The sequence below is a fragment of the Micromonospora sp. NPDC005087 genome (assembly GCF_042872965.1).
Taxonomy (GTDB): domain Bacteria; phylum Actinomycetota; class Actinomycetes; order Mycobacteriales; family Micromonosporaceae; genus Micromonospora.
This window is the reverse complement of sequence record NZ_JBIALB010000004.1, coordinates 212,449-237,343: the sequence shown is the minus strand read 5'-3', so window position 1 is coordinate 237,343 and position 24,895 is coordinate 212,449. Positions and strand designations below refer to the sequence as shown.

23 protein-coding genes, 1 tRNA gene and 1 pseudogene are annotated in these 24,895 nt (G+C 71.3%); 9 read left to right on the top strand and 16 right to left on the bottom strand.

What is annotated here, in order from left to right; all coding sequences use genetic code 11:
- Positions 1 to 41: 41 nt before the first annotated feature.
- Positions 42 to 1,265: a DUF4032 domain-containing protein gene (locus ACFYPS_RS12155; protein WP_387324349.1), complete on the bottom strand. Its 1,224-nt coding sequence runs from the start codon at positions 1,263 to 1,265 to the stop codon at positions 42 to 44.
- Between the two features lie 120 nt (positions 1,266 to 1,385).
- On the opposite strand from ACFYPS_RS12155, the gene ACFYPS_RS12150 reads away from it, so the two are divergent.
- Together ACFYPS_RS12150 and ACFYPS_RS12145 are read left to right on the top strand one after the other, a co-directional pair.
- Positions 1,386 to 2,102 carry a phosphatase PAP2 family protein gene (locus ACFYPS_RS12150; RefSeq protein WP_387324635.1) on the top strand — a complete coding sequence of 239 codons (717 nt, stop codon included), beginning with the start codon at positions 1,386 to 1,388 and terminating at the stop codon, positions 2,100 to 2,102.
- A 9-nt stretch (positions 2,103 to 2,111) separates the two neighbouring features.
- On the top strand, positions 2,112 to 3,350 hold the full coding sequence (locus ACFYPS_RS12145; protein ID WP_387324346.1) for an APC family permease: 1,239 nt from the start codon (positions 2,112 to 2,114) through the stop codon (positions 3,348 to 3,350).
- Here ACFYPS_RS12145 and ACFYPS_RS12140 read toward each other — a convergent pair.
- On the bottom strand, positions 3,231 to 5,249 hold the full coding sequence (locus ACFYPS_RS12140) for a potassium channel family protein (RefSeq protein ID WP_387324343.1): 2,019 nt from the start codon (positions 5,247 to 5,249) through the stop codon (positions 3,231 to 3,233). The genes ACFYPS_RS12145 and ACFYPS_RS12140 overlap by 120 nt on opposite strands.
- A gap of 93 nt (positions 5,250 to 5,342) precedes the next feature.
- Here ACFYPS_RS12140 and ACFYPS_RS12135 point away from each other — a divergent pair, with 93 nt between their 5' ends.
- Complete coding sequence (locus tag ACFYPS_RS12135) at positions 5,343 to 5,825, top strand: MSMEG_6728 family protein (protein ID WP_354963504.1); 483 nt, start codon at positions 5,343 to 5,345, stop codon at positions 5,823 to 5,825.
- Positions 5,826 to 5,855: 30 nt separating this feature from the next.
- Positions 5,856 to 7,382, top strand: a complete 1,527-nt coding sequence (locus ACFYPS_RS12130; protein ID WP_387324341.1) for an FAD-dependent oxidoreductase — start codon at positions 5,856 to 5,858, stop codon at positions 7,380 to 7,382.
- Between the two features lie 893 nt (positions 7,383 to 8,275).
- On the opposite strand, the pseudogene ACFYPS_RS12125 reads toward ACFYPS_RS12130, so the two are convergent.
- The 3 genes and pseudogenes from ACFYPS_RS12125 to ACFYPS_RS12115 all read right to left on the bottom strand — a co-directional run.
- Positions 8,276 to 9,034 (bottom strand): annotated as a pseudogene (locus ACFYPS_RS12125) (serine/threonine-protein kinase); the annotation flags it as partial.
- 132 nt (positions 9,035 to 9,166) lie between these two features.
- Positions 9,167 to 9,940: an enoyl-CoA hydratase/isomerase family protein gene (locus ACFYPS_RS12120; protein ID WP_387324633.1), complete on the bottom strand. Its 774-nt coding sequence runs from the start codon at positions 9,938 to 9,940 to the stop codon at positions 9,167 to 9,169.
- A 129-nt stretch (positions 9,941 to 10,069) separates the two neighbouring features.
- Positions 10,070 to 12,463 carry a M4 family metallopeptidase gene (locus tag ACFYPS_RS12115; RefSeq protein WP_387324338.1) on the bottom strand — a complete coding sequence of 798 codons (2,394 nt, stop codon included), beginning with the start codon at positions 12,461 to 12,463 and terminating at the stop codon, positions 10,070 to 10,072.
- 168 nt (positions 12,464 to 12,631) lie between these two features.
- Here ACFYPS_RS12115 and ACFYPS_RS12110 point away from each other — a divergent pair, with 168 nt between their 5' ends.
- Entirely contained in the window at positions 12,632 to 13,192 is a 561-nt protein-coding gene (locus ACFYPS_RS12110) for a protealysin inhibitor emfourin (protein WP_354963500.1), read from the top strand.
- Positions 13,193 to 13,215: 23 nt separating this feature from the next.
- On the opposite strand, the gene ACFYPS_RS12105 is transcribed toward ACFYPS_RS12110, so the two are convergent.
- The 4 genes from ACFYPS_RS12105 to ACFYPS_RS12090 all read right to left on the bottom strand — a co-directional run bounded on the left by ACFYPS_RS12105 (position 13,216) and on the right by ACFYPS_RS12090 (position 15,453).
- Positions 13,216 to 13,854: a histidine phosphatase family protein gene (locus ACFYPS_RS12105; RefSeq protein ID WP_354963499.1), complete on the bottom strand. Its 639-nt coding sequence runs from the start codon at positions 13,852 to 13,854 to the stop codon at positions 13,216 to 13,218.
- A gap of 68 nt (positions 13,855 to 13,922) precedes the next feature.
- Positions 13,923 to 14,588 carry a DUF998 domain-containing protein gene (locus ACFYPS_RS12100; protein WP_387324335.1) on the bottom strand — a complete coding sequence of 222 codons (666 nt, stop codon included), beginning with the start codon at positions 14,586 to 14,588 and terminating at the stop codon, positions 13,923 to 13,925.
- A gap of 11 nt (positions 14,589 to 14,599) precedes the next feature.
- Positions 14,600 to 15,019, bottom strand: coding sequence for a VOC family protein (locus ACFYPS_RS12095; protein WP_354963497.1), 420 nt, complete (start codon positions 15,017 to 15,019; stop codon positions 14,600 to 14,602).
- 35 nt (positions 15,020 to 15,054) lie between these two features.
- Positions 15,055 to 15,453 carry an AraC family transcriptional regulator gene (locus ACFYPS_RS12090; protein WP_354963496.1) on the bottom strand — a complete coding sequence of 133 codons (399 nt, stop codon included), beginning with the start codon at positions 15,451 to 15,453 and terminating at the stop codon, positions 15,055 to 15,057.
- Between the two features lie 378 nt (positions 15,454 to 15,831).
- Here ACFYPS_RS12090 and ACFYPS_RS12085 point away from each other — a divergent pair, with 378 nt between their 5' ends.
- The gene (locus ACFYPS_RS12085) at positions 15,832 to 16,275 is read left to right on the top strand and encodes an HIT domain-containing protein (protein WP_354963495.1); all 444 of its coding nucleotides are present in this window, start codon (positions 15,832 to 15,834) and stop codon (positions 16,273 to 16,275) included.
- Positions 16,276 to 17,158: 883 nt separating this feature from the next.
- Here the strand turns inward: ACFYPS_RS12085 and ACFYPS_RS12080 are convergent.
- Both ACFYPS_RS12080 and ACFYPS_RS12075 read right to left on the bottom strand, forming a co-directional pair.
- On the bottom strand, positions 17,159 to 17,491 hold the full coding sequence (locus tag ACFYPS_RS12080; protein ID WP_387324330.1) for a hypothetical protein: 333 nt from the start codon (positions 17,489 to 17,491) through the stop codon (positions 17,159 to 17,161).
- Between the two features lie 20 nt (positions 17,492 to 17,511).
- The gene (locus ACFYPS_RS12075) at positions 17,512 to 18,024 is read right to left on the bottom strand and encodes a membrane lipoprotein lipid attachment site-containing protein (RefSeq protein ID WP_387324328.1); all 513 of its coding nucleotides are present in this window, start codon (positions 18,022 to 18,024) and stop codon (positions 17,512 to 17,514) included.
- Between the two features lie 834 nt (positions 18,025 to 18,858).
- Here ACFYPS_RS12075 and ACFYPS_RS12070 point away from each other — a divergent pair.
- Positions 18,859 to 19,263 (top strand): hypothetical protein, encoded by a 405-nt coding sequence (locus tag ACFYPS_RS12070; protein WP_354963492.1) that lies wholly within the window; start codon positions 18,859 to 18,861, stop codon positions 19,261 to 19,263.
- 86 nt (positions 19,264 to 19,349) lie between these two features.
- Here ACFYPS_RS12070 and ACFYPS_RS12065 read toward each other — a convergent pair whose 3' ends face one another.
- A complete protein-coding gene (locus ACFYPS_RS12065; protein ID WP_354963491.1) occupies positions 19,350 to 19,598 on the bottom strand; it encodes a hypothetical protein in 249 nt (82 codons plus the stop codon).
- A gap of 37 nt (positions 19,599 to 19,635) precedes the next feature.
- A complete protein-coding gene (locus ACFYPS_RS12060) occupies positions 19,636 to 20,283 on the bottom strand; it encodes a 2'-5' RNA ligase family protein (RefSeq protein ID WP_354963490.1) in 648 nt (215 codons plus the stop codon).
- An 88-nt stretch (positions 20,284 to 20,371) separates the two neighbouring features.
- Here ACFYPS_RS12060 and ACFYPS_RS12055 point away from each other — a divergent pair, with 88 nt between their 5' ends.
- Positions 20,372 to 20,599 carry a hypothetical protein gene (locus tag ACFYPS_RS12055; protein ID WP_354963489.1) on the top strand — a complete coding sequence of 76 codons (228 nt, stop codon included), beginning with the start codon at positions 20,372 to 20,374 and terminating at the stop codon, positions 20,597 to 20,599.
- A 73-nt stretch (positions 20,600 to 20,672) separates the two neighbouring features.
- Here the strand turns inward: ACFYPS_RS12055 and ACFYPS_RS12050 are convergent.
- Positions 20,673 to 20,749 (bottom strand) — tRNA-Thr (locus tag ACFYPS_RS12050).
- 351 nt (positions 20,750 to 21,100) lie between these two features.
- On the opposite strand from ACFYPS_RS12050, the gene ACFYPS_RS12045 reads away from it, so the two are divergent.
- Positions 21,101 to 22,192, top strand: coding sequence for a sn-glycerol-3-phosphate ABC transporter ATP-binding protein UgpC (locus ACFYPS_RS12045; RefSeq protein WP_354963488.1), 1,092 nt, complete (start codon positions 21,101 to 21,103; stop codon positions 22,190 to 22,192).
- Positions 22,193 to 22,332: 140 nt separating this feature from the next.
- Here the strand turns inward: ACFYPS_RS12045 and rlmB are convergent, their stop codons facing one another.
- Both rlmB and cysS read right to left on the bottom strand, forming a co-directional pair.
- Positions 22,333 to 23,463, bottom strand: coding sequence for a 23S rRNA (guanosine(2251)-2'-O)-methyltransferase RlmB (gene rlmB, locus ACFYPS_RS12040; RefSeq protein ID WP_354963487.1), 1,131 nt, complete (start codon positions 23,461 to 23,463; stop codon positions 22,333 to 22,335).
- On the bottom strand, positions 23,463 to 24,878 hold the full coding sequence (gene cysS, locus ACFYPS_RS12035) for a cysteine--tRNA ligase (protein ID WP_354963486.1): 1,416 nt from the start codon (positions 24,876 to 24,878) through the stop codon (positions 23,463 to 23,465). The genes rlmB and cysS overlap by 1 nt, the downstream gene beginning before the upstream one ends.
- Between the last annotated feature and the right edge of the window lie 17 nt (positions 24,879 to 24,895).

The following is a 24,895-nucleotide window of genomic DNA, read 5'->3' as shown; positions in this document are numbered from 1 at the left end:
CGGCCATCGCGGCGTCGTCGCCGGTGCGACGATCACCGCGGTCAGACGATGGTGGGGACCTCGACGCCGAGCACGGCCTGCTCGTCGGGGCGGTGCACCAGCACGTCGACAAGGTACGACTGGACGGCGTGGCGCATCCCGACGTCCCGGCCGGCCCGCTCGGAGAGCAGCCACTTGTGCTCGATGATCTGCGCGAACAACTCCTGCGGCTCCAGCTTGCGACGCAGGTGCGCGGGCACGGCCCGGACCACCGGCTCGAAGACCTCGGTCACCCACCGGTGCGCCGCCTGCTGCTCGTCGGCGAGGTCGCTCTCCGCCCGGTAGGCGTCCAGGTCGTTGAGCAGCTTGCGGGCCTGGTTCTCCTCGGCGTCCAGGCCGGTCAGCCGCAGCAGCCGCCGGGTGTGGTAGCCGGCGTCGACCACCTTCGGCCGGACCAGGTAGCGTCCGTCGTCGATGGTCGACATGGCCACCTCGGCCACGTCGAAGCCCAGCTCGTTGAGGCGGCGGATCCGACCCTCGATGTCGTGTCGGGCCTCCCGCTCGACCGCCTGCTCGTAGGTGATCTCGTGCCAGAGCCGCTCGTACCGCTGCACGACCTCCTCGCAGACCACCTCCGGGTCGATGGACTCGTGCAGCAGGCCAGCAGCCTGGAGGTCGAGCGCCTCGCCGAAGATGTTCACCCGGGCGATTTCCAGGTCCTCACCGCGCTGGCCGTTGGAGAGCGAGGTGTGCAGCGCACCCGTCTCCGCGTCCACCAGGTACGCGGCGAACGCGCCCGCGTCCCGCCGGAACAGCGTGTTGGACAGCGAGCAGTCGCCCCAGAAGAAGCCGGTGAGGTGCATCCGCACGATCAAGGCGGCGAGCGCGTCGAGCAGACGGCTCATCGTCTCCGGTCGCAGCGTGTGCGAGAAGAGCGCCCGGTAGGGCAGGGAGAACTGCAGGTGCCGGGTGATCAGCACCGATTCGAGGGGCTCCCCGTCCTCGGTCTGCCGATCGGCGACGACCGCCACCGCCTCGACCGATGGGAAGTCGATCCGCTCCAGCGCCCGGAGCAGGTCGTACTCCCGCTCGGCGATCCGCTCGCGAGTCTCCTTGAACGCGTACACGTAGTCACCGAGACGGACGAACCGGACGATGTGCCGGGAAATGCCCTTCGGCAGGGCGACCAGGTGCTGGGCAGGCCACTCCTCCAGCGGTGTCGACCACGGAAGGTCGAGCAGCGCCGGGTCCACGAGGGCAGAGGTGATCCGCACGGGCACAAGCATGCCGCCTCGCCCCCCGCATCCGCCTCCCATCGTGGCTGGGCCCACAGCGCCGCACACCCCGGCCTCGCCCGAGGCCGGTAGCGTGGTCCCGTGCTCAAACCCATGGCGGTACGACGTGACCTGCGGCTGCGGCCGGTTCGCCCGGCCGGCTGGTGGTTCGACGCGCTGCTGCTGGTCGGGTTCGGCGCGTTGACCCTGGCCCTCGCCGCAGGGGCGTTGCTCGGGTGGGACCTCGCGGTCCGCGAATGGGCCTACGCCCACCACCCCGCGCCGATCTACTGGACGGCTCGGGTGTTCAACTTCCTCGGGCAGGGTGGCTGGTTGCTGATGCCGCTCTCCGGGGCGCTCGCCCTGGCAGTGGCGTGGCGGGCCCGCACAGTCCGGCCGCTGCTGCTGGTGGCGGGGGCGTTCGTGCTCCTGTACCTGACGGTCGGACCGCTCAAGGTCCTGACCGACCGGGCCGCGCCCAGCTCGGATCTGCCGCCGGCCCAGTCCGTCCGGATCTTCAACGACCTGCCGCCCACCGAGTACGGCCTCTCCTACCCGTCTGGGCACGTCGCCAACGCGATCGTCTGGTACGGGGTGATCGCCGTACTGCTGACCGCGCTGACGGCCGGGCGACTGCACCCGACCGTGCACCGGCTGGTCCGATTCGCCCCGCCGGCGATCCTGCTGGTCACCACCACCTACCTGAACTTCCACTGGCTCACCGACGGAGTGGCGGCGCTGCTGCTGGGGCTGTTCCTGGACCGGCTGCTGCACCGGGTGCCCTGGGACGACGTGCCGCTACCCGGCCGGCTACGCGAATGGGACCGGCCGTTCACCTCGTACCCCTAGGGTTCGGCGGTGGATCAACTGGCGCGCAGGCTGGGCGTACCCGATGCGGTGGTCATCGGGCTCGGGTCGATGCTCGGCGCCGGCGTCTTCGTGGTGTTCGCCCCGGCCACGGCGGCGGCCGGCGGCGCCGGGCTGCTGCCCGCGCTGGCGCTCGCCGGTTTCATCGCCTTTTGCAACGCGACCAGCTCGGCGCGGTTGGCGGCCCGCTACCCGGAGTCCGGCGGCACCTACGTCTACGGCCGGGAACGCCTCGGGCCGTTCGCCGGGTTCCTGGCCGGCTGGGGTTTCGTGGTCGGCAAGACGGCGAGCTGCGCGGCGATGGCGCTGACCATCGGCGCGTACCTGTGGCCCGCTCAGGCCCGGCTGGTCGCGGCCGCCGCGGTGCTCGCGGTGACCGCGGTGAACCTGCGCGGCATCGGTAAGACGGCCACCGTCACGAAGCTGCTGGTCGCGGTGGTGCTCGCGGTGCTGACCCTGGTCGCGGTCGTCGGCGTCGCCGGCGGTGATGTCGCCCTGGGCCGGCTCGGCGACCCCGGCGGCTCCGGCCGGGGCGTGCTCACCGCCGCCGGGCTGCTGTTCTTCGCCTTCGCCGGGTACGCCCGGATCGCCACCCTCGGCGAGGAGGTACGCGACCCGCGACGGACCATCCCCCGCGCGGTGCCGCTGGCGCTCGGCGCGGTGCTCGCGATCTACCTGGTGCTGGCCGTCGTCACGCTCGGCGTACTCGGCGCCGACCGGCTGGCCGGTTCCGCCGCGCCCCTGGTCGACGTGGTGACCGCCGCCGGACTGCCCGGGCTGACCTGGGTGGTCCGCGCCGGGGCCACGATCGCGGTCACCGGAGTGCTGCTGTCGCTGGTCGCCGGGGTCGGCCGGACCACGCTGGCGATGGCCCGCCGCCGCGACCTGCCCGGCGCGCTGGCCGCCGTGCACCCCGTGCGCCAGGTGCCGCACCGCGCCGAGCTGGCGGTGGCCGCCGTGGTGATCGTGGTCGTACTGCTCGGCGACGTGCGGGACGCGATCGGTTTCTCCAGCTGCACCGTGCTGGTCTACTACGCGATCACCAACGCCGCCGCGCTGACCCTGGGCCGGGACCCGGGCCGGCGGATACCGGTTCAGGTGCTCGCCGGCCTAGGGCTGGTCGGCTGCCTGCTGCTCGCGGTCAACCTGCCGCTGGGCAGCGTGCTGGCCGGCTTCGGCGTGCTCGCCGTCGGCGCCGCGTGGCACCTCGTGCGGCAGCGGAGTCGCTGACCGGTCAGGCACCGGATGGGCCGCGCCGGGGGCCGCGGCGGCGACCTCCCAGTCCGCCGGCCCGGGCGTCGAGCGGGATGCCGCCGGCGGGGTCGACTCTCCGCCGAGAACCGGCCCGGCCGGCCGGGGAACCGCACCGGTGCGGGCGGGCGGGGCACACTGCCTGGTCAGCCAGTCCAACCCACGTCGGCGGGCGACCACGGTGAGCCGATCACCCGCGAAGATCACCTGGCGGGGATCGAGGTCCTTCCACCAGATCGTCTTCGCCCCGCCGGCCGGCGTCCGTGCGATCAGTCGGACCTGCCCGTCGCGGTTGACCACGTCGAGCGGCCGACCGTCCAGCTCGGAGCCGGGCGCGACCGGCACCTCGGCGACCGGCAGCGCGTGCCGGTCGACCGGGATGGTGGTGATGACCGCCCGTTCGGTGAGAGCCCCGATGAAGGCCGGGGCCGCCAGGTACGAGACCGAACGGGACACCCCCAGGGCGAACGTCTCCTCCACCCGCTCGGCGAAGTCACCGTCGAAGAGCCGCAGCACCACCCGCAGATCGGTGCGGAGGTCCCGGGCGGCCAACGCCGCCTCCAGGTTGGCCACGTCGTCGGTGGACGCCACCACCAGCGCCTGGCAGTCGGCGACCGACGCGGCGGCAAGGGTCTCCGGCAGCGCGGCGTCCCCCACGATCAACGGCACCTCCAACTGCCGCGCCAGGGTGCCCCCGCGCGGCTCGGGGTCCTTGTCGATCGCCACGACCTCGACGTCGTACTCGCGGAGCTGCGCCATCACCCGGGTGCCGACGTTGCCGAGGCCGATCACCACCACGTGCCCGGCCCGGGCCGGTTGCAGCTTGCCGGTGTGCAGGGCCAGCCGCGCGTTGACGATGCCGTCCACCACCACCGCGGTGATCAACGGGATCAGCGCCAACCCCGCGAGGTTGAGCACCACCTGCATGATCTGCGCGTCGGCCGCCTTGTCGGTGTCCGGATCCGCACCGCTGAGCGTGGTGACCAGCGTCAGGTACAGCGCCTCCACCGGGGAGACGTCCTCCGCCCGGGAGATCAACGCGCCGAGCACCGCGATCACCGCGAGCACCAGCATCACCGCGATGCCGATCTTGCGGGTGGCGAAGCCCCGTACGGCCCGCAGCAGCACCGCCATCGGCCGTCGTCGACGGCGGGCCCGGACCAGCCGGCGCGCGGCCACCTCGGTGGCCGGTGGCTGGCCGGTCGCCTCGGCGAGCACCAGGTCGGCGCCGGCCTGCTCGGCCGGCAGCAGCTCCACCCCCTGCGCCTCGCTGAAGTCCGCCAACGCGCAGACCACGTCCTGCGGTCGGACGTCGGCCCGCCGCGCCACCCGCAGCGTCTTGTCCCGGTGCTGGAAGGAGTTCGGGTCGACCTCGCCCAGCGCGGCGGCCACGAACGCCGGCGCGGCCATCTCGGCGTCGGAGAGCACCTCGACCGGCGCCTTGAGCAGCTTGCGCACGCCGTCAGCGAGGGTGCCGTTGAACATCCGCAGCACCTGACGGACCCGCTGGTCGACGGCCTGTGCGCAGAGCGCGGCGTGCAGGTTGCCCACGTCGTCCTGGTGCAGCAGGGCCAGACCGGTCGCCCCGGCCAGACCGGCGGCCTCGAAGGTGGCCACGTCCAACCGCTCCGACCGGACCACCCGCACGCCGCGCAGCCCGGCCACGTCCGGCCCGTTGCTGCGGTAGCGCTCCGGCACCACCACGGTCACCCGGGCCCCGCCGGCCGGCAACTCGGATTCGAGCATCGCCCGGGCCACGTAGTAGGCCAGCGCGTCGCGCCCACAGATCACGTAGTGCGGTCGCGGATCGCCGGCGGCTCGCAGCCGCCAGTTCCACTCGACCGCCCGTCGCGCCCGGTCCCGCCACGGCTCCGCCATGCCCGGATCGTAGCCAGCACGGCCACGGTGGGGGACCCCGTCCGGATCATCCCGACCAGGCATGCCGGCCCAGGCGGCGGGTAGAGCAGCGGCATGCAGACCTTCCTCCCGTACCCGGACTTCCTGGCCAGCGCCCGCACGCTGGACCAGAAGCGGCTGGGCAAGCAGCGGGTGGAGGCCATCCAGGTGCTGCGCGGGCTGACCCGACCCGGGTACGGCTGGCGGAACCACCCGGCGGTGAAGATGTGGGCCGGGTACGAGGAGGCGCTCACCCGCTACGGGCTGGACATGTGCGCGGTCTGGTCCGAGCCGGGCAGGGCCGACACCTGCGCCACCACGCTGACCGTCGACCTCACCGCCGCCTGCGGCGCCGGCGTCGTGCGTACCCAGGACGAACTGGCCCGGGCCGGTGAGCTGCCACCCTGGCTGGGTCGCGACGACCTGCACCTGAGCCACCGTTCGTCGCTGCTGCGCAAGGACCCCACGCACTATCGCCCGATCTTCGGCGACGACGTCCCGGAGGACCTGGAGTACGTCTGGCCCGCCTCCGACCGCACCCGTCGCTGCCTGCCGTAGAAAAGGGCAGACTGGGACGGGGAGGCGGTCATGGCGCTGTCGCAAGTGGTGGGTCGGCTCATCGGCGTACGCCAGCATCAGGTCGACCCCGGAGGCGGTGGCGCCGACCGCGTGCCGGGACCGGTCGCGGCGGTGGTGGTCGGTGGCGGCATCGCCGGCATGTCGGCGGCCGCGGTGCTGGCCGAGCGCGGTGTGGAGGTGACGGTGCTGGAGGCGGCGCCCACCCTCGGCGGACGGCTGGGCGCCTGGCCGGAGGCGCTCGCCGACGGCAGCCAGCAGAACGAGCACGGCTTCCACGCGTTCTTTCGGCAGTACTACAACTGGCGGTCCATCCTTCGCCGGGTCGACCCCGACCTGGGCTTTCTGAAGCCGATCCCGGGCTATCCGATCCTGAGTGCCCGGTGGCCGACCGAGGAGTTCGGCAAGCTGCCGCCCGCACCGCCGGCGAACCTGCTCGCGCTGCTGCTGCGCAGCCCCAGCCTGCGCCTGGCCGACCTGCGGCTGATGGACCGGGGCGCCGCGCTGCCGCTGCTCAGCTACGACCCGGTACGCACCTACGCCGAGCTGGACGCCACCACCGCCGATCAACTGCTGGCCTCGCTGCGGCTGCCGGACCGCGCCCGGGCGATGCTGTTCGAGGTCTTCTCACACTCGTTCTTCAACCACGAGGCGGAGATGTCCGCCGCCGAGATGGTCGCCCAGTTCCACTTCTACCTGCTCGGCAACCCGGAGGGGCTGGCCTTCGACTGCCCGGACGAGGACTACGCCACCGCGATCTGGCAGCCGCTGACCCGGCACGTGGAGAAGCACGGCGGCCGGGTGCTCACCCGGTCCGCGGCGACCGGGGTGCACCGCGACGCCGACGGTTGGCGGGTGACGACCGCCGACGGCGGCAGCCACCGGGCGCGCCACGTCGTGCTCGCCCTCGACCCGCCGGCGCTGGCCACGCTGGTCACGGCCTCCCCCGACCTGGCCGGGCAGGCACCGGAGCTGGTGGCGCGGATGCCCGCGTTCGGCACGCCCGGCCCGCCGTACGCGGTGGCCCGGTACTGGTGCGACGGGGACGTGGCCGCCGGTCGGGCGGTGTTCAGCGGGGTGTCCCGGCAGCCCACGTTGGACTCGGTGACGCTCTACCACCGGTTGGAGAACGAGTCGCGGCGCTGGGCGCGGCGGACCGGCGGTTCGGTCATCGAGCTGCACGCGTACGCCTGCGAGCCGGACGTGCCGGCCGAGGAGCTGGCCGAGCGGATGCGCCGTGAGCTGGTGGCGCTCTGGCCGGAGGCCGCCGGCCTGCGGGTCCGCGAGCTGCGCGCCCGGGTGGAGGCGCAGGCACCGGCGTTCACCCCCGGCAGCCACGCCTGGCGACCGGGGGTACGCACCGACGCGACCGGCCTCTACCTGGCCGGAGACGGGATCGCCACGGACTTCCCGAGCGCGCTGATGGAACGCTCCGCGGCGACCGGGATCATCGCCGCGAACCACATCCTGCGGGCGGAGGGCGGCGCGACCGAGCCGGTGTGGTCGGTACGACCCCGGGGCCTGTTGGCCGGGCGGTGATCAGCGGCCGTCGGGGCCGGGGGGCCGCGTCGGGGGTACGCCTTTGACGTGGCACCCGCACGCCCCCGGTCAGCCGCACGCTCCTTGACCTTCGGCTTCGGGCGGCCGTTGGCGCAGTGCACACGGACCTCACTGCGGTGCTCGTCGGAGGTCAGCTCGACCTCGACCCGCTTCGCCGGACCCGGGTCGTACGCCTCCGCCCGGTAGCCGGGCGCGGGCGCCACCGCGAGCACCTCGGCCGACGCCCCGAGGCAGCGGACGGTGACCGTCCCGCCCCGGGAGTCCACCGGCACCCCAGGTCGGGGAGCGGGCGTGGGTGCGGCGGTGGTCGGAGTCGGGCCGGCGGGCGGGGCGGTTGGGCTCGGGATACGCGTGCCGCCCGGATCGGTCGGAGGGCTGGTCCGGGCGCTGGGCGCGGCGGCGCTGGCCGGCGGGGCGGCGGGTGGGGCTGCGGGTGGGCGGGGATCGGCCAGGTCGGATGACTCGGCGGTCCTCGGCATCGCCACGGTGGTGGCGCCGCCCGGCCCGATGCCGGTCCGCGGCGCGTCCGCCCCCTGTCGCCGCGTGCCAGGGTCGCCGAGTGACCCGCCCATCGCCACCGCGGCGACCACCGCAACGCCGACCGCCAGCACTGCCCGCCCCCACCGCCAGGACCGGTGCCGCGCGGCACCGGTCGTCCCGGCTGCCGCACTGCCAGCCGGCTCGGCCGGCCTGCTGAACGAGGTGTCCGCCACCTCGGGAGGTCGCGCGTCCGAATTCGGCCGGCCCGCGACGGCAACGGCCGTCCCCCCGATGGCGGTCGGTTCGCCGCTCGCCTCCGGGGCGGCGGCCGGTCCGCGCCGGACGGCGGTCCGCTCGCCGGCGGCGAGCAGGATGCGGGCCGCCTCGGTGGCCGGCGGCCGGTCGGCGGGATCACGGGCCAGACACCAGCGGTACAGCCGGCGGATCTCGGCCGGCACTCCGACGATCTCGGGCAGCGGGTCGGGCTCGACATGCGCCGGCACGCGGAGCGTCCCGGCCCACGTACCGGGCGGCCGGCCGGTCAGCACGCGGTGCACGAGCAGGCCGAGGGCGTACACGTCGCAGGCCGGCAGAACCTCGCCGCCCTCCAACCGTTCCGGGGCGAGGTAGGCCGGCGTGCCCAGCAGCCGCCCCTCGAAGTCGAATTCCGGATCGCCGACGGCCGCCGCGATACCGAAGTCGAGCACCTTCGCGCCGGTGGGGGTGAGCATCACGTTGCCCGGCTTGATGTCGCGGTGCACCAGTTCCTGGGCGTGCGCGGCAGCGAGCGCGGTCGCCACCTCCGCGCAGACCCGCAGGCCGGCGCGGGGTGGCAGCGGCCCGGCGTCCAACCGCTGTTCGAGGGTGTGGCCGCCGAGCAGCTCCATCACCACGAACGGGACGTGGGCGCCGTCGAGCCTCGACTCGCCGTAGTCGTAGACGCTGGTGACGTGCGGGTGCGACAGCCTGGCGGCCGCCTTGGCCTCGGCCCGGATCCGCTGCCGGGCGTTGGCGTCCGAGGCGACGAGCACCTTCACCGCCACGTCCCGTTCGAGCACCTCGTCGTACGCCCGGTGCACCGCGGACATGCCGCCACTGCCGAGGCGCTCCAGGAGCCGGTAGCGGCCCGCAAGCAACTGATCACGCTGCACGACGGACAGCCTGCCGTACCGCCCCGGCGGGGCGCCAGCCGGGATCGAGATCGTCGAATGGCGGGAGCCGGCCAGCCTGCACCGCTTCGTGGCGGAGCCGGACCTTACGGCGACCGGCACGGCTGCGACGGGTCAGTCCCCGTCCGGCGGACGCCAGGCGAAGCGGGGCGTCCGGCGCTCGGCTACCGCTGCCACCCCCTCCCGGGCCTCACCGCTGGTCGCCACCTTCCGGTGCCACCAGGCGATCCGCGCCGGCCCGGCCCGGTCGTCCACGATCTCCTTCGCGGCGGCGACGCTCAACGCCGACCGCTGGGCGATCGCCGCGGTGAGGTCGTCCACCCGCGCGGCGAGCCGGTCAGCCGGCAGCACCTCGTCGGCCAGGCCGACCCGCAGAGCGCGCTCGGCGTCGATCAGCTCGGCGGTGAACAGCAGGTGCTTCGCGGCGGACGGGCCGACCAGCCGGGTCAGCCGGCGGGTGGTCGGCGCCGGGTAGACCAGTCCCAGCCGGGCCGGCGGTACGCCGAACCGGGCGTCGTCGGCGGCGATCCGCAGGTCGCAGGCGACCGCGAGTTGGCAGCCACCTCCGACGCAGGCGCCCCGGATCGCCGCCACGGTGGGCTTCGCGAAGCGGGCCAGCCGCTCCTCGGCGGCTACCGCGATGCTGGCGTCACCGGCGTCCAGCAGCTCGGCGAGGTCACCGAGGTCGGCGCCGGCGCAGAAGGCGTCGCCCGCGCCGGTGAGCACCAGCGCCCGTACGCCGGGGTCCGGTTCCAGCCGGTCCAGCAGTTCGGGGAGCTGTCGCCACATGGCCGCGGTCATCGCGTTGCGGCGGGCCGGGTTGTGGATCACCACGGTCGCGACCGGTCCGGTCACCTCGACGGTCAACTCCGCGTCCGACACGTCCACCCCTTCCCGCGCCACCGTCCGACGCCGCCGATACAGCACTCCGGCGACGTGCGCCGTGCGGCGACCATAACGGCGCGGACCCGGCGACCACCGTTGAGGGGTGGCCGCCGGGCCCTCGCGTCGGTCAGGTCAGGAGACGGTGACCGCGGTGTCGTCGACCACGAAGGACGTCTGCAGCGAGGAGTCCTCGGTGCCGGTGAACTTCAGGCTGACGGTCTGACCGGCGTACGAGGCCAGCGAGAAGGAGCGCTGGGTGTAGCCGGCGGCCTTGTTCAGGTTGGAGTAGGTCGCCAGCGTGGCCAGCACGGTTCCACCGGAGTTCAGCACCTGCACGCGCAGCGTGTCGTACGCGACGCTGCTGGTGGTCTCGGCCGAGTCGATGTGCAGCCAGAAGCTGAGCGTGTAAGACGAGCAGCCGGACGGCAGGCTCACCGACTGGGCGAGCGTGTCGGTGTGGCTGCTGCCGTACCCGTCCAGCCACGCCTTGTACGAGCCGGTGCGGGCGGGCTGGCCGCTGGAGGTGGTGATCACGCCGGAGGTGGCCGTCCAGCCGGTCCCGCCGGACTCGAAGCCGGGGTTGGCCAGCTTCTGGCCCGGCGCGGTGCAGCCGCCGCCGGTGCCGTTCACGGTCAGCGTGTACGTCGCGCTCCGGGTGACCGAGCCCGCGCCGTTCACGGTGACCGAGTAGGTGCCGGGCGGGGCGCCCGCCGAGGTGCTGATGGTGAGGGTGGACGAGCCGCCCGAGGTCACCGAGGAGGGGCTGAACGCGGCGCTCGCCCCGGTCGGCAGGCCGGACGCGGAGAACGTCACGGTCTGCGCCGAGCCGCTGGTGGTCGCGGTGGCGACCGTGGTGGAGGCCGAGCCGCCCGGGTTCACCGAGCCGGCGGTCGGCGAGAGCGACACGGAGAAGTCGTTGCCGGTCGAGCAGGGCGCGTCGTTGCCGGCCACGTTCACCGCGGTCCAGGCGGCCTGCACGGCCTTGTACTCGGCGGAGCAGCTGCCGTACAGGTCGGTGGCCGCCCGCAGGCTGTATGCCCGGGCGGTGTTCGCCGGGTTGCTGGTGCTGACGTACGCCGTGTTGGAGGTGAAGTAGACGTCCAACGCCCGGAACCAGATCTTCTCCGCCTTGGCCCGGCCGATGCCGGTCATCGCGGGGGCGGAGCCGCACACCGGCGAGGTGCCGTACGCGGTGGCGCCGGTGCCCTCGGCGAGGTTGAAGTAGAAGTGGTTGGCGACCCCGGAGGAGTAGTGCACGTCCTTGTTCTTGGTGCTGGTGGACCAGCAGCTGTCGGACGAGCCGTCCAGCGACGGGTTGTACATGTAGCGCAGCGGCGTGCCGTTGCCGTTGATGTTGATCTTTTCGCCGACCTGGTAGTCGCCGGGGTCGGCGGACGTGTTGGCGTAGAACTCGACCATGTTGCCGAAGATGTCGCTGGTGGCCTCGTTGAGGCCTCCGGACTCACCGGAGTAGGTCAGGTCGCCGGGGACCACGTTCTCGGTCACGCCGTGGCTCATCTCGTGGGCGGCCACGTCGAGCGAGACCAGCGGGCGGGAGTTGCCCGAGCCGTCGCCGTAGGTCATCCGGGAGCCGTCCCAGAAGGCGTTGACGTAGTTGTTGCCGTAGTGCACCCGGCTCGGCACGCCGGTGCCGTTGCCGAAGATGCCGTTACGGGCGTGCACGTTCTTGTAGTAGTCGAACGTCTTGGCGGCGCCGAAGTGGGCGTCCACACCGGCGGACTGCCGGTTGGAGTTGGCCCCGGTGCCCCAGGTGTTGTCCGCGTCGGTGAAGGTGGTGCAGCTCGACGTGCCGTTGTTCATGTCGCAGGTCGAGCCGTTGCCGTGCGACGGGTCGATCATCTGGTACGTGCTGCCGGAGAGCGTCGTGTCGATGGTGACCGTGCCCGAGTAGAGGCTGTTGCCGGTGCCGGCCACCGCCTCGATCTCGTCGTACGACCCGATGGCCCCGCCGGTGGTGGCGTCGGTGATCACGTGCAGCCGCGACGGGGTCTGCCCGTCGGGCTGCCAGCCGCTCACCACCGTCTCCCAGGCCAGCCTGCCCCGACCGGAGCTGGCGTCGACGAACAGCTCCGGAATGCCGACGGCTTCGGCCTTGCCGGTGAACCCGGCACGGGCCGCCTTCTTCGCCGCCGCAGCGGTGACCTTGGCCGTGGTGCCGATGGTCAGCGGCGCGGCCAGGCCGACCGAGCTGCCGGCGTAGCTGCCGTTCGGCGCGGCGTGGATGACGAAGTCACCACCGTAGACGCGCAGCCCCTGATAGCTCCGGGTGTAGCGGGTGTGCGTGGCACCGGTGGCGTCGACCTTGGTGCTGTGCACCTGGTAGGACTCGGCGCTCGAACCCTGGACTGCACCGGGGTTCGTCCGAAGGACGGTCGCTGCCGGGGCCGGGGTGGAGGCGTCCGGAGCGGGGGCGGTGGGCGGAGCCGCATGCGCCGCGGTGGCGACGCAGGTCAGCAGGCCGCTGGTGAGCAGCGCTGCGCCGACGGCGGCGAGGGGTCGTTTCACGTGCCCTCCTGAAAGGAGAAAGATTGTGACGGGGGTAGTCACACATGTAGATATAACGATGTGTTGAGGAAAAGAGAAGGCCTGGACCGCTCCCAGACATCGACAGTGACCGTTCGGATGAGGGTGGCGACGAGGGAACCGTCGGCCGCAGCCGTACGTCCGAGCGGCATGAGACCCGCCTCGACGACCGGCGTCACCGCCGCGCTACTGGTCGCCCTCCTGGCCGGATGCACCAGCGCTGACCGAGCCGGCACCGCACCGGACCAGGCCACCGCCACCGTCGGCCCGGGACCGACCGGCCCGGCCACCGGCACCCCGCCGCCGACCGCCGTCCCCACCACTCCGGGCGTCCCCGTACCGACCGGCCCCGAGGCCACCGGCAGCGCGGCCACCCGCGTGATGCTGTTCCGCTCCGGCGGCTTCGCCGGGCGCGGCGACGCCGTGACAGTGGAATCCGACGGCAGATGGACACTGGTGGACCGGGCCGGCGGACGGCGTACCGGCCGGCTCGACCCCGCCGACCTCGGCCGGCTGCGCGGGCTCGCCGCCGACCCCCGGCTGGCCGCCGAGGCCCGCCGCCCGACCACACCCACCGGCTGTGCGGACGCGTTCACCTACCGGCTGACCGTCGGCGCCGTCGAGACCGGCTACGTCGACTGCCCCGCCGATCCCACCCCGCCCCCGGCCACCCGGGCGCTGGTCGAGCTGCTCCTGCGGGCCACCAGCTGATCGCCCGACCGGGCTCCGGCGACTCAGACCAGGTAGTCCGGCGGCAGACCCGTGCCGCGCAGCTCCGCCGGCAGGTGCGCCACATCGTTGAAGGCGACCAGGTTCGGCGGTGCGGCCGTCCCGTACCGGATGACGGTCAGCCCCGCGTTGTGGTGGTTCAAGCCCACCCACCGCCGCCCCGGTGCGTCCAGGGCGTGCCGGACCAGCCAGGCGATCAGAAAGCTGTGCGTCACGACCAGCTCACGGACCGGCTCGGCGCCGCCCGCGCCCTCGGCGTCACCGGCGACCGGGCCGGTCCACCGCCGTACCGCCGCCGCCGTCACCCGCGGCCCGTCGACCCGCTCGGCCGCCGAGAACTGGCCCAGGAACCTGGCGTACGCGGGCGGCAGGTCGGCGGCGTCCGTGTCGTGCGGGAGGTGGTCGCCGGCCAGCTCGCTCGCGTACACCGGAACCCCGGGCAGCGACGCGGCGACCAGCTCGGCGGTCTCCGCGGCCCGACGCAGCGGCCCGTGGTGCACGGCAGCGAACGACCGGCCCCGCAGCCGCTCGCCGAGCAGCCTGGCCTGCCGCCGGCCGCGCTCCGACAGGCCGGCCTCCGGCGACTCGGTCGCCGCGTCCTCCTGCTCCGCGTGCCGGGCGATGTACAGCAGCCGGGTGATCATGTCCCACACCTCAGCACACCGGGAGGCGCGGGATCTACCCCGCGCCTCCCGGTATGCCGCCAAACGTTTCAGTCCACCCGGCCGGAGGCCGCCCGCGCGAACGTGACCGACACCCAGAGCCAGCCGGCCGTCACCGCCAGGCCGAAGGCCACCATCACGGCCGGAGCCGGCCGGACGATCAGCGTCACCCAGGACACCGCGAAGAACGCGCCGGTCGCCAGGCTGTAACCCGCCCTGCCCCGCGCCCCGTGCCGCGCCGCCCGCCGGCCGACCACCACCGTCGCCGCGATCAGCGACACGAAGGAGACCGCCGCCACCAGGAAGTGCAGGCCGCCGTGCCAGCTGATCTGGCCGGCGCCCCGGGGCGTGCCGGCGGGAAACCCGTCGGCCGGGTCGGCACTGAAGATCCCCGCGCCCACCAGACCCAGCCCGTACAGGGCGAGCAGCCGGGACGGCCACACCGAACCGGCGCCGGTGGAGCGCCGGAGCGCCCCGGCGGCCGCCACGCACAGCACCCCGGTGGCCAGGAACGTGGCGATCTGGACCCAGCCCAGCTCACCGGTGCTCAACACGCTGACCGGGTGCCGCCGGAAATCGAAGCCGTCCCGGGCGAGCGCCTGGAGCAGCGCCGAGCCGGCGAAGATCGGGCCGGCGACGACACCACCGACCAGCAACGCACGGTCCCGGCCGGCGGTGGCCGGTCGGACCCCGGAGAGCGGAACCGCCTGGCTCATCGGTCTGCCCCTCAGGCCCGGGGGAACATCTGGCCGATGCGGATCCGGTTGCCGAACGGATCTCGGACGCCGAAGTCGATCCCGTACGGGCGCTCGGTCGGCTCGTCGGTGATCTCGACCCCCTTGGCCACCAGTTCCTCGTACGTCTTGTGGGCGTCGTCCGTGGTCATGAAGAGCGAGCCACCCAGCGCACCCTTGGTGAGCAGCTCCCGGACCTGCGCGGCGGTGGCCGGGTCCATCGCCGGCGGGCCCGGCTTCTCCAGCAGAACCTCGCGCTCCGGGTCGCCGGGCAGGTTGACCGTCAGCCAGCGCATGAAGCCGAGGTCCTGGTCGGTGTTGAGCTCCATGCCAAGCTTGTTCACGTAGAAGTCGAGCGCCTCGTCCTGGTCGAGGACGTAGATCTGGGAGCGGCTGATCGCGTTCATCGTCATGGGAACCACGCTAGACGCAGTGCCTGACCTGGTGCTTATCCAAAACTGCTGGGTCGGGTCCAAGCCTTGGCGAAGCAGGACGGCACGTTCACCGGCGCCGAGCGGCGGCGGAACTCCGAGGGCGACGCCCCGACGATCTGCCGGAACGTCCGGCTGAACGTGCCCAGGCTGCCGAAGCCGACGGCGTAACAGATGTCGGTCACGTCGCGATCGGTCTCCACCAGCAGCGCCATCGCCCGCTCGACCCGCCGACGTTGCAGGTAGCGGTGCGGGGTCTCACCGAAGGTGGCCCGGAAGGTCCGGATGAAGTGCGCCTCGGAGACGTGCGCGATCCGGGCCAGCGCGGGGATGTCCAGCGGCTGGGCGTACGCCCGGTCCATCGCGTCCCGGGCACGCAGCATCGCCCGGTTCGACTCCTCCACCGCGCGACTCATCGGCTCGCGTGCACCCCTTGGCTGGACGACATCGTCGCGGGTCGGCCGCCCACGCTCGTGCTGCCGCCCAGCATACGGCGGGTGCCGACGGTTACCGCTCGCGCGCGGTCGGGCAAAGCGACATAATGCGATACTTTGACATGCTTTACGCCGCACTCCTCGGCCGCACTTGCAGAGTGTCGGTTCTGGGCGATACGTATCAGCCGCCGGCTGCCCTACCCTGATGCGGGGACGAGCATTTGCGAACTCTCAAGAAAGCAGGGCATGAGGGGGCGACACCCAGGGACGCGAGCGAGTCACGCCCATCCGGAGAGGGAGTAGTTTGGCCAGGTCAGCCCACTTTGAGTGGCGGTCAGGGCAAGGCGGGATCCGTTCACGATGAACGTCAAGGCCGACTGTCCATTCTGCGAAATCGTTCTGCGCGAGACCCCGGACACCCGAGAGGTCTATCGCGACGAGCGCGTGGTTGCCTTCTTTCCACTGGAGCCGGCGACTTTGGGCCACACCCTCGTGGTGCCGCGTGATCACATCCCCGACATCTGGTCACTGGACGAAGAAGCCGCCGCCCACCTGGCGCGCATCACGTTGAAGCTCTCGCATGCGGTGAAGTGCGCGACCGAGCCGGAAGGATTGAACATAATCCAGTCGAACGGCGCGGTTGCCACCCAGACCGTGCCCCACTTGCACATCCATGTGGTCCCCCGCTGGTCCGGCGACCAAATGGGACGCATTTGGCCCTCAGAAACCAGTTACTCGGAGACGCAGAAGGATGACGTCTGGGAGCGACTCCGAGACGAGTGCCGGAAGGTTGGTGGGGAGTGATGCAACCGGTTGACGTGATAGCCGTCGATCCCGACGATCGGCGGAAGCACCTGGACTACATCCAGGCGGTCGTGACGCGTATGTCCTCAGCATCTTCGACGGCCAAGGGTTGGCTGCTCCCGGTGGTGACCGCAACGTACGGGTACGCATTGACCCGGAACGCAGACCTCGTTGCCGCGCTAGGAATCGCAGCCGCACTCCTGTTCGGTTTCCTCGACGCGAATTACCTGCGGCAGGAGAAGGCATACCGGCGACTCTATGACGCGGTAGCGCGTGGGACGCGAAACGTCCCCCTATTCTCACTCGACCCTTCTGACGCCGACGATCCGGTTCCTGCCGCGGCTACCCGCGGACAACGAATCCGATTGCGCCTCAGACGCTGGTTTCCCAACGCCACTGTGTGGCTCTCATGGTCAGTTGCTCCATTTTACGGAGCCCTCGTCGCCATCGGTTGCTCGATAGCTTTGTTCGCGTGATGGCGGTTCAACCTGCCCGCTTGCCCGACATCTCGGCGAGTTGCGCGCACTCCACCCCACGGCCGGCGCGGCTGCGCCGATCCCTCTGACCCCTACTAGCAAGCCCCCGGCCGACAGCTGACGTCCATCCCGACCTTCACTGGGTGTCGGGCTCACTTCGACCAGGCGACGTAAAGGTCGCGGCCGGCTCACGGCGACGCTCGCCGTGAGAAGCCGATGGAATATTGGAGCCCCCGGCCGGGATCGAACCGGCGACATCTCGCTTACAAGAACTCTGCGCTTCGTCCGGCGCGATCCGTGCACGTCTTTGACGTCGGGCGTTGGTCCGCAGCTTTCCGGCCTCGCCCCCACCCGTCTGGCCCTGTTGCTGTCATCGTTGCTGTCGACAGCATCAGGGCCACCGCCGCTTAGCGCTGGTCGACGGTCGACGCTTGCTGCCCGAGAAACTCGCGGAGGAGCCGGCAGAGGTTCGAGATGGCCCGCTTGTGGTCGGTATCGCTGACAAGGCGGTCCTCGGTGGCATCCTCACCGAAGGTCTCCGCTAGCACCAGAGACCAGAAGGCAAGGCTGCTGCCACGGTGGCGCACCGAGGCATTGTCCCTGACCACGACCTCTTCGGTGCGAAAGAACGACCGGGCGGCGAGGAGCTGCGCAAGCCGCAAGGCTGAGCTGCCCCAACGGTCCGTCAACGTCCATGGGCGTCCGGCCTCGGTCGTACCCGTCGTCACCCACTTGGTCACCCAACCGGTGTCACTGTCCCCTACCGGGTGGGGCTACGACGGCCTTCGCCGGGAGCGGTCGACTCGGGTGCTGGCTTGCAGTCATTCGAGCACTTCGCGTGTGTCCGGCCAATGCCTCCCAGGACAACGGTGGACTCGCCCAGTTGGGCATAGAGGGATGTAATGCGGCTCTCCGGGACAGTCCGAGGACCGACGGAGAGTGCGGTGATCCGTAGATTGATGACGGACATCGCCCCGCTCTTGTCGCGCTCAAGCTGCCAGGTACCGGAGCCATCCAGGCGGTCTCGCGACTGGTCGAAGGGTGACGGTCGATACTTCTCCAGGTCACCCGAATAGAGCCTCTCAGCGATGTCTGACGCCTCGAAACTGCCGTCGGCCGCGAAGTGCAGGAGTGCACCACTCGCTTCATGCTGCCAAGATCCAACGACGTCGGCCGGCGTCATCGACGCCGCGGGCGCGTAGGTGCGGCATGACTCCCCGAAGCAGCCGGTGAGCATCGCGAGCAGAAGGATCGCGAGTACAAGCTTGCGCATGCCTGTCATCGTGAGCGCGATCGATCATCAGGCACAAATCACGTGCGCCGTCGTTGGGCAACGGCGCTTGCTGATTGCCTCTGGACCTGCGTGAAGGTCACCTTGACGGCTCGTTGGAACGCCGCGATGGGTCGACGCGCGACGAGGCCGTGGTGGGGATGCGGCGCGAGCATCACGGGCAGGCCCCACCTTGGCAACGCCGGCCCGAGGGGTCGCAGAGGCTGCGGGGTCAAGGGCGGCCCGCAGGGCCGTCGCGCAGCGATGCGAAGCGCCCTTGAGGCCGGAGGGGCGGCCCCGCATCCTCCGCGCCGCATCCCCACCACGGCCGGCGGTGACCCGTCCAACGGCGCGCCGGCACGACGGCCGCCGCGCCCCGGCCGGCTGCCGGCCCACCAACTCTCGCCCCCAACGCCCTGTCGTTCTGCGGCGGCCCTCCGGGCTTTCCCGCTTCCGCGCCAGCCGCTGGGCGTGTTGCGTGGCCGGAGCGGAGCGGCAGCGGAGTGCAGGCCGCGCGCCCTGGCGACGGCGCGTGCGGCCCGTTCAGGGCCGCCTTGAAGACGCACAGAAACTTTGAACCACTTCGCCGGCAGCCGGCTGTCCTGTCTCGGGACCTGCGTGACAGATCGGTCTCGGGACCTGCGTGACGCTCTGCGGAGCCTGGGATCCGCGACGCATCTCAGCTCCATCCACTAGGCGTTGGGCCGAGTAGCGCGGCGGTGTCGGCGGCGGGGCAAACGCCCCCATCAGCTCTCCGTAGGCTTCGGGCATGCTCCGGACTTCTCCAAGCGGTGGCAGGGCGTGGCTGGTGAGACTCAGCCGAGCAGGCTGCTTGTGATGGCCACTCCGCCACCGCCTTGCACGGATCCGGAGCAGACAGGACCGCAAGGGGCACCACCGCTGCCCGCGGAGTTGCCGCCACGCTCACCGTCGGCCAAACGTGGGCGGATCTCCGCCGGTATCGGCATCGCCCTCGCCGGCCACCTGCCCGCAAGCGGCCTATGGCTTCTCTCGTTCTACACGTTTGTCTACAACGCAAGCCCGGACTCGCTGTTCATGGTGGACTGCCTGGTAATACTCCTTCAGCTGGCCTTGTTCGCCTGCTGCGCCGTGACGGGCAGTGTGATGGTCATACGCGGCGATCGCGGCCTTGGACTGGGCCTGCTCATCGGTTGGGTGACCGGCATCATCGTGCTCGTGGCGGGCACCGCCCTAATCGCCTTCTCCGCGCCGGCTACCTGATCGTCTAGCCGCATCTGTCACGAAGGTCCCGAGACTAATCCGTCACAGAGGTCCTGAGACTCGACATCGCCGGCAGCCGGCCGGACTCACCTCGGGGGCTGTGTAGCTGCGTCGCCGGTCTGCTCGCGCCACTGGCCGCCGTCGGCCTGGACGAGACGCTTCACCATCTGCCGGGCCTCGTCCTCGGTGTCGAACTCCCACCGCAGCACCTTGCCCGTCTCTGAGTCGCCGGACCTGGCGACGACGTGCCACCGGACCTCGCGGGCGAGCCACACGTCACGCCGGGTCAATCGCCCCCAAGTCCCGTTCCACCAGCGCTCCACCAGCTCCTTCACAAGAAGATCGTACAAACGTTCTAATGCATCGCGCTGGTCACCGCCCGATACGCACCTGCTCCGACCGGATCCACTGATACATCCGGTAGTCGCGGTGGAACTCAAGGAGCCCTAGATGCTGAAGAGTCACCACGACCGGCTTCGCCTCCACTCGTGCCAGCGCTGCCGCGACGGGTTCCGCGGCTTGCGCTGTGTTGGAGTAGGCAAGGCTCACATGAGGGCGGTAGCCCTGGACGTGCTCGGGTGCCAGCTCGACGTTGCCGGTGCCCAGGACGCGGCTGATGACATCTCTTACCGCGTGACGTACCGCCGCGATGGGTGTTGGCGGGTTCGCAGGCAGGTAGACAGCCTCCGGTCTGACGACAGGGCGGTGGAAGGTGACGACCGGTGCGGGTAGCTCTGCAAGCTCTTCCCTGATCCCGTAGGTCAACCGGGCGACCTGCTCATCGTCCAGGTCGTCCACGAATCCGATCCCCTGCATGGTCAGGTGAAGCCACGTTGAGGGGATGAGGTCGAGCCCGGGAAACGGTCGTAGTGCCATCTGGTAGCGCTGCACCAGCTCCCCGAGCTTGGCGTACTCGCCCATCGTGAAGTGGCAGGCGTAGAAGTGCCGGCCCGCACGCCAGCCTGGCCGCCACCACCAGTGGTCCTTCATCTTGTCGACGTGCTCGATCGGAGGGGGCATCTTCTTCCCTGCCTAGAGGTCTGAGAGGCCCTCTGCGTCCTCGGGTTGTTGCGTCACGTCGTAGTCGTCGCGGGCCGCACTCGCCGAGGTGTGGGAGGACCATGACCTTGTCTTTCCCTCGAAGCGGGGCACCCCCATAGAGCCCACCAACCTCAGCCGCTCGTTCGCCCGGCTCCGCGAGGCCGCCGGACTGCCTGGTGTCCGCCTGCACGATCTCCGGCACGCCGATGTAAAGATCACCCTCAAGGTCTACGCTCACGCCAACCTCGATGCGATGCGTCAGGCGCTTTGCAAGCTCGACGGGAAGCTCTCGTGAATCGCGTTGCTGTCAGCGTTGCTGTCAACCGGCCGACCCATGGCAGTGCCCGTCGGGAAATGCCTGGTGGAATTGGAGCCCCCGGCCGGGATCGAACCGGCGACATCTCGCTTACAAGGCGAGTGCTCTGGCCAGCTGAGCTACAGGGGCGCGTGCGTCGAAGTCAGCATAGCGAGTGACGTCTGGATATCCCGCTCGCGAGGGCTCCCGAGCACGGGAAACGTCAACAACCCGACGCCAATACGGCCTCCCACGGACGCGCCATGCGTCGATTGATGCATGACCGTGCCCGACTGACCGTATTGCGTAGGCCGTGCGCCACTTCCGGTGCGCCCCCGCCTTGGCAGCGCGGGGAAACCCGTTTACGGTGCAGTGACACGGACGACAGGCCGGCCGCCACGCGATCGGCCCGCCGTCCGTTGACCGGCACGGACATGTGCCGGTCGCTCCTTCACTCGGATCGTCCGGCACGTTCCTGCCGGTGAAAGGAAGCGCTTCACCATGGCTACGGTCACCTATTCCAAGGCGTCCCGAATCTACCCGGGCACCGAGCGTCCCGCCGTCAACGAGCTGGACCTCGAGATCGGCGACGGCGAGTTCCTCGTCCTGGTCGGCCCCTCCGGTTGTGGCAAGTCCACCAGCCTGCGCATGCTCGCCGGGCTGGAGGACGTCGACGCCGGCTCGATCTACATCGACCAGCGTGACGTGACCCACCTGCCCCCCAAGGCCCGCGACATCGCGATGGTCTTCCAGAACTACGCCCTCTACCCGCACATGACGGTGTACGAGAACATGGCGTTCGCCCTCAAGCTGCGCAAGACCTCCAAGTCGGAGATCGACCGGCGGGTGAAGGAGGCGGCCGGGCTGCTCCAGTTGGAGGAGTACCTCGGCCGCAAGCCGAAGGCGCTCTCCGGTGGTCAGCGTCAGCGCGTCGCGATGGGCCGGGCGATCGTCCGCGAGCCGCAGGTCTTCCTCATGGACGAGCCGCTGTCGAACCTCGACGCCAAGCTGCGCGTGCAGACCCGTACCCAGATCGCGTCGCTGCAGGCCAAGCTGGGCGTCACCACGGTCTACGTCACGCACGACCAGGTCGAGGCCATGACCATGGGCCACCGGGTCGCGGTGCTCTTGGATGGCGTCCTCCAGCAGGTGGACACCCCGCGGGCGCTCTACGACACCCCGGCCAACGTCTTCGTCGCCGGTTTCATGGGCTCCCCCGCCATGAACATCAAGACCGTGCCGCTGAACGAGCAGGGCGCCGAGTTCGCCGAGCTGCAGATCCCGCTGACGCGCGAGCAGGTCGAGGCGGCCCGCGCCGAGGGCGGCGACGGCAAGGTGACGGTGGGCTTCCGCCCGGAGGACTGCGACCTGGTCAGCCCGACCGAGGGTGGCATGCCGGTCGTGGTCGAACTCGTCGAGGACCTCGGCTCGGACGCCAACATCTACGGTCACGCCGCGCTGGGTGGCAACTCGGAGCGCTTCGTCGTCCGCACCGACCGACGCAGCATGCCGAACATGGGTGACACCGTGTTCGTCAAGCCGCGCACCGGCCGCAGCCACGTCTTCCACGCCACCACCGGCAGCCGGATCTGACGTAACGCCGTACCGACAGGGGCGGTCCGCTTCGGCGGGCCGCCCCTGTGGCATCTCCGGACCCGGTCGATCCCGCCGCCGGACACGATGAGGCCCCGTCCCCCGGAGTATGCGGGGAACGGGGCCTCGATGACGCTCGTCTACTGCTCGGCGGCGCGTCGGCGGGCGACCTCGGCCAGGGTGACCGCGGCGGCCACGCTGGCGTTGAGCGACTCGACCTCGGAGATCATCGGGATGCTGACGGTCAGGTCGCAGGTCTCCCCGACCAGCCGGGAAAGCCCGCGCCCCTCGGAGCCGACCACGACCACCAGCGGGCCGACGGCGGCCTCCAGGTCGTAGAGCTCGGTGTCACCGTCGGCGTCCAGACCGATGACAATGAAGCCGGCGTCGCGGCACGCCTTCAGCGATCGGGTCAGGTTGGTGACCTGCGCCACCGGCACCCGCGCGGCCGCGCCGGCACTGGTCCGCCAGGCGGTCGCCGTGATCCCGGCGGCACGACGCTCGGGTACGAAGACACCCTGCGCGCCGAACGCGGCGGCCGAGCGGATCACCGCGCCCAGGTTGCGCGGGTCGGTGACACCGTCCAGCGCGACCAGCAGCGGGGCCTGCTGCTCCAGGGCCGCGGCCACCATGTCCTCGAACGGCTGGTACGCGAACGGCGGCACCTGCAACCCGACGCCCTGGTGCAGCACCCCGCCGGTCATCCGGTCCAGCTCGGCCCGGCTGATCTCCAGGTTGGCGATGCCCCGGTCGGCGGCGGTCCGGATGATCTCGTTGATCCGGTCGTCCACGTCGATGCCCTGGGCGGTGTAGAGCGCCGTCGCCGGCACCTGGGCGCGCAGCGCCTCCAGCACCGGGTTGCGCCCGACCAGCAGCTCCGGAGTGTCCCTGGCCGGGTTGGACTTGCGCCCCGGCGTGACCCGCGGGCCGGACCGACCTGCGGGCTTGCCGCCCCGGCCGCCGGTGCCGCCCCGGTTGACCGGAACGCCCCGGCCACCGCCCTTGCCCCAGGTGGTGTCCTTGCTGCCGGGCTGGCCGATCTTCGGGGCACGCCCCTCCTCGGCCGCCGCCCGGCGCTCCTTGTCCTGCTTCCAGGCGGTGCGCTGGGGCAGCTTCTCGGTGCCCGAGTAGCCCTTGTGCCACGGCCGCTCGTCGGCGGGCAGGGTGCGCCCCCGCCCGGCCAGCGAATCCTTGTTCTTGCCGCCGGTGCCCTTGGGGGCGCCCGCCTTCGGCGTCAGTCGCCGGCCACGGCGCTGCGAGTTGCCGGCCATCAGTCCTGCTCTCCAATAGTCCAACGGGGGCCCTGGGGTGTGTCCTCGACCACCACGCCGGCCAGCTTGAGCTGGTCGCGTACCGCGTCGGCGGCAGTCCAGTCCTTGCGGCCCCGGGCCTGTGCGCGCTGCTCCAGGGCCAGCGCGATCAGGGAGTCCACCACGGCACGCAGATCATCCGAGCGGCCGCCACCGGTCCAGGCCAGGTCGAGGGGGTCGATCCCGAGGATATCCAGCATCGCCCGTACTGCGGCCAGGGTGGTGCGGACGGTCACATCGTCGCCGGTGCTCAGCGCGGTGTTTCCGTCCCGGATCTGCTGTTGCAGCACGGCGAGCGCGGCGGAGGTGTTGAGGTCGTCGTCCATTGCCGCGACGAAGCCGCTCGGCAGCTCGCCGAACTGCCCGGCGCCGACCCGCTCGGCGGCCCGCTGCACGAAACCCTCGATCCGGCGGTACGCGGTGGCCGCGTCGCGCAGCGCGTCCTCCGAGTAGTCGATCATCGAGCGGTAGTGCGCTGCGGCGTAGTAGTAGCGCAGCTCGACGGGCCGCACCCCGAGCGAGTCCACGTACGCCAGGCCCAGCGCGTTGCCGGCGGACTTGCCCATCTTGGCTCCGCCGATGCTGAGCAGCCCGTGGTGCACCCAGTGGCGGGCGAACGGCAGCCCGGCCGCCTGGGACTGGGCGATCTCGTTCTCGTGGTGCGGGAAGGTGAGGTCGAGCCCGCCGCCGTGGATGTCGAACTCCGGGCCCAGGTAGCGCCAGCACATCGCCGAGCACTCGATGTGCCAGCCCGGGCGGCCCAGCCCCCACGGCGAGGGCCAGTAGGCGTCCGCCGGCTCGTCGGGCTTGGCGCCCTTCCAGAGCGCGAAGTCGCGCGGGTCGCGCTTGCCCCGGTCCGGCGCGTCACCGGCCGACTGCATCGCGTCCGGCGACTGACCCGACAGCGACCCGTACGCCGGCCAGGAGGCCACGTCGAAGTAGACGTCGCCGGAGCCGTCGGTGGCCGGGTAGGCGTGCCCGTCGGCGATCAACTTGGTGATCAGCTCGTGCATCTCGGGGATGTGCCCGGTGGCGCGGGGCTCGTAGGTGGGCGCCAACACGTTCAACGCCCGGTACGACTCGGCGAGGATCAGCTCGTTGGCGTACGCGATGGACCAGAACGGCCGGCCCTGCTCCCCCGCCTTGACCAGGATCTTGTCGTCGATGTCGGTCACGTTGCGGATGAAGGTGACCTGGTAGCCGGCGGTCAGCAACCAGCGGCGCAGCACGTCGTAGTTGACGCCAGAGCGAAGGTGACCGATGTGTGGCGGGGCCTGGAGAGTGAGACCACACAGGTAGACCCCCACCTTGCCGGCTTCCCGCGGGACGAAGTCCCGCACCGATCGGGTGGCGGTGTCATACAGGCGTAGCGTCACCGTACAAGGGTAGCCGT

Bases quoted from the DNA above. Each gene is read 5' to 3' on its own strand.
- ACFYPS_RS12155 (WP_387324349.1), bottom strand. From the start codon at position 1,265: ATGCTTGTGCCCGTGCGGATCACCTCTGCCCTCGTGGACCCGGCGCTG.
- ACFYPS_RS12140 (WP_387324343.1), bottom strand. From the start codon at position 5,249: ATGGCGGAGCCGTGGCGGGACCGGGCGCGACGGGCGGTCGAGTGGAAC.
- ACFYPS_RS12135 (WP_354963504.1), top strand. From the start codon at position 5,343: ATGCAGACCTTCCTCCCGTACCCGGACTTCCTGGCCAGCGCCCGCACG.
- ACFYPS_RS12130 (WP_387324341.1), top strand. From the start codon at position 5,856: ATGGCGCTGTCGCAAGTGGTGGGTCGGCTCATCGGCGTACGCCAGCAT.
- ACFYPS_RS12110 (WP_354963500.1), top strand. From the start codon at position 12,632: ATGAGACCCGCCTCGACGACCGGCGTCACCGCCGCGCTACTGGTCGCC.
- ACFYPS_RS12105 (WP_354963499.1), bottom strand. From the start codon at position 13,854: ATGATCACCCGGCTGCTGTACATCGCCCGGCACGCGGAGCAGGAGGAC.
- ACFYPS_RS12100 (WP_387324335.1), bottom strand. From the start codon at position 14,588: ATGAGCCAGGCGGTTCCGCTCTCCGGGGTCCGACCGGCCACCGCCGGC.
- ACFYPS_RS12095 (WP_354963497.1), bottom strand. From the start codon at position 15,019: ATGACGATGAACGCGATCAGCCGCTCCCAGATCTACGTCCTCGACCAG.
- ACFYPS_RS12090 (WP_354963496.1), bottom strand. From the start codon at position 15,453: ATGAGTCGCGCGGTGGAGGAGTCGAACCGGGCGATGCTGCGTGCCCGG.
- ACFYPS_RS12085 (WP_354963495.1), top strand. From the start codon at position 15,832: ATGAACGTCAAGGCCGACTGTCCATTCTGCGAAATCGTTCTGCGCGAG.
- ACFYPS_RS12075 (WP_387324328.1), bottom strand. From the start codon at position 18,024: ATGCGCAAGCTTGTACTCGCGATCCTTCTGCTCGCGATGCTCACCGGC.
- ACFYPS_RS12070 (WP_354963492.1), top strand. From the start codon at position 18,859: ATGGCCACTCCGCCACCGCCTTGCACGGATCCGGAGCAGACAGGACCG.
- ACFYPS_RS12060 (WP_354963490.1), bottom strand. From the start codon at position 20,283: ATGCCCCCTCCGATCGAGCACGTCGACAAGATGAAGGACCACTGGTGG.
- ACFYPS_RS12045 (WP_354963488.1), top strand. From the start codon at position 21,101: ATGGCTACGGTCACCTATTCCAAGGCGTCCCGAATCTACCCGGGCACC.
- rlmB (WP_354963487.1), bottom strand. From the start codon at position 23,463: ATGGCCGGCAACTCGCAGCGCCGTGGCCGGCGACTGACGCCGAAGGCG.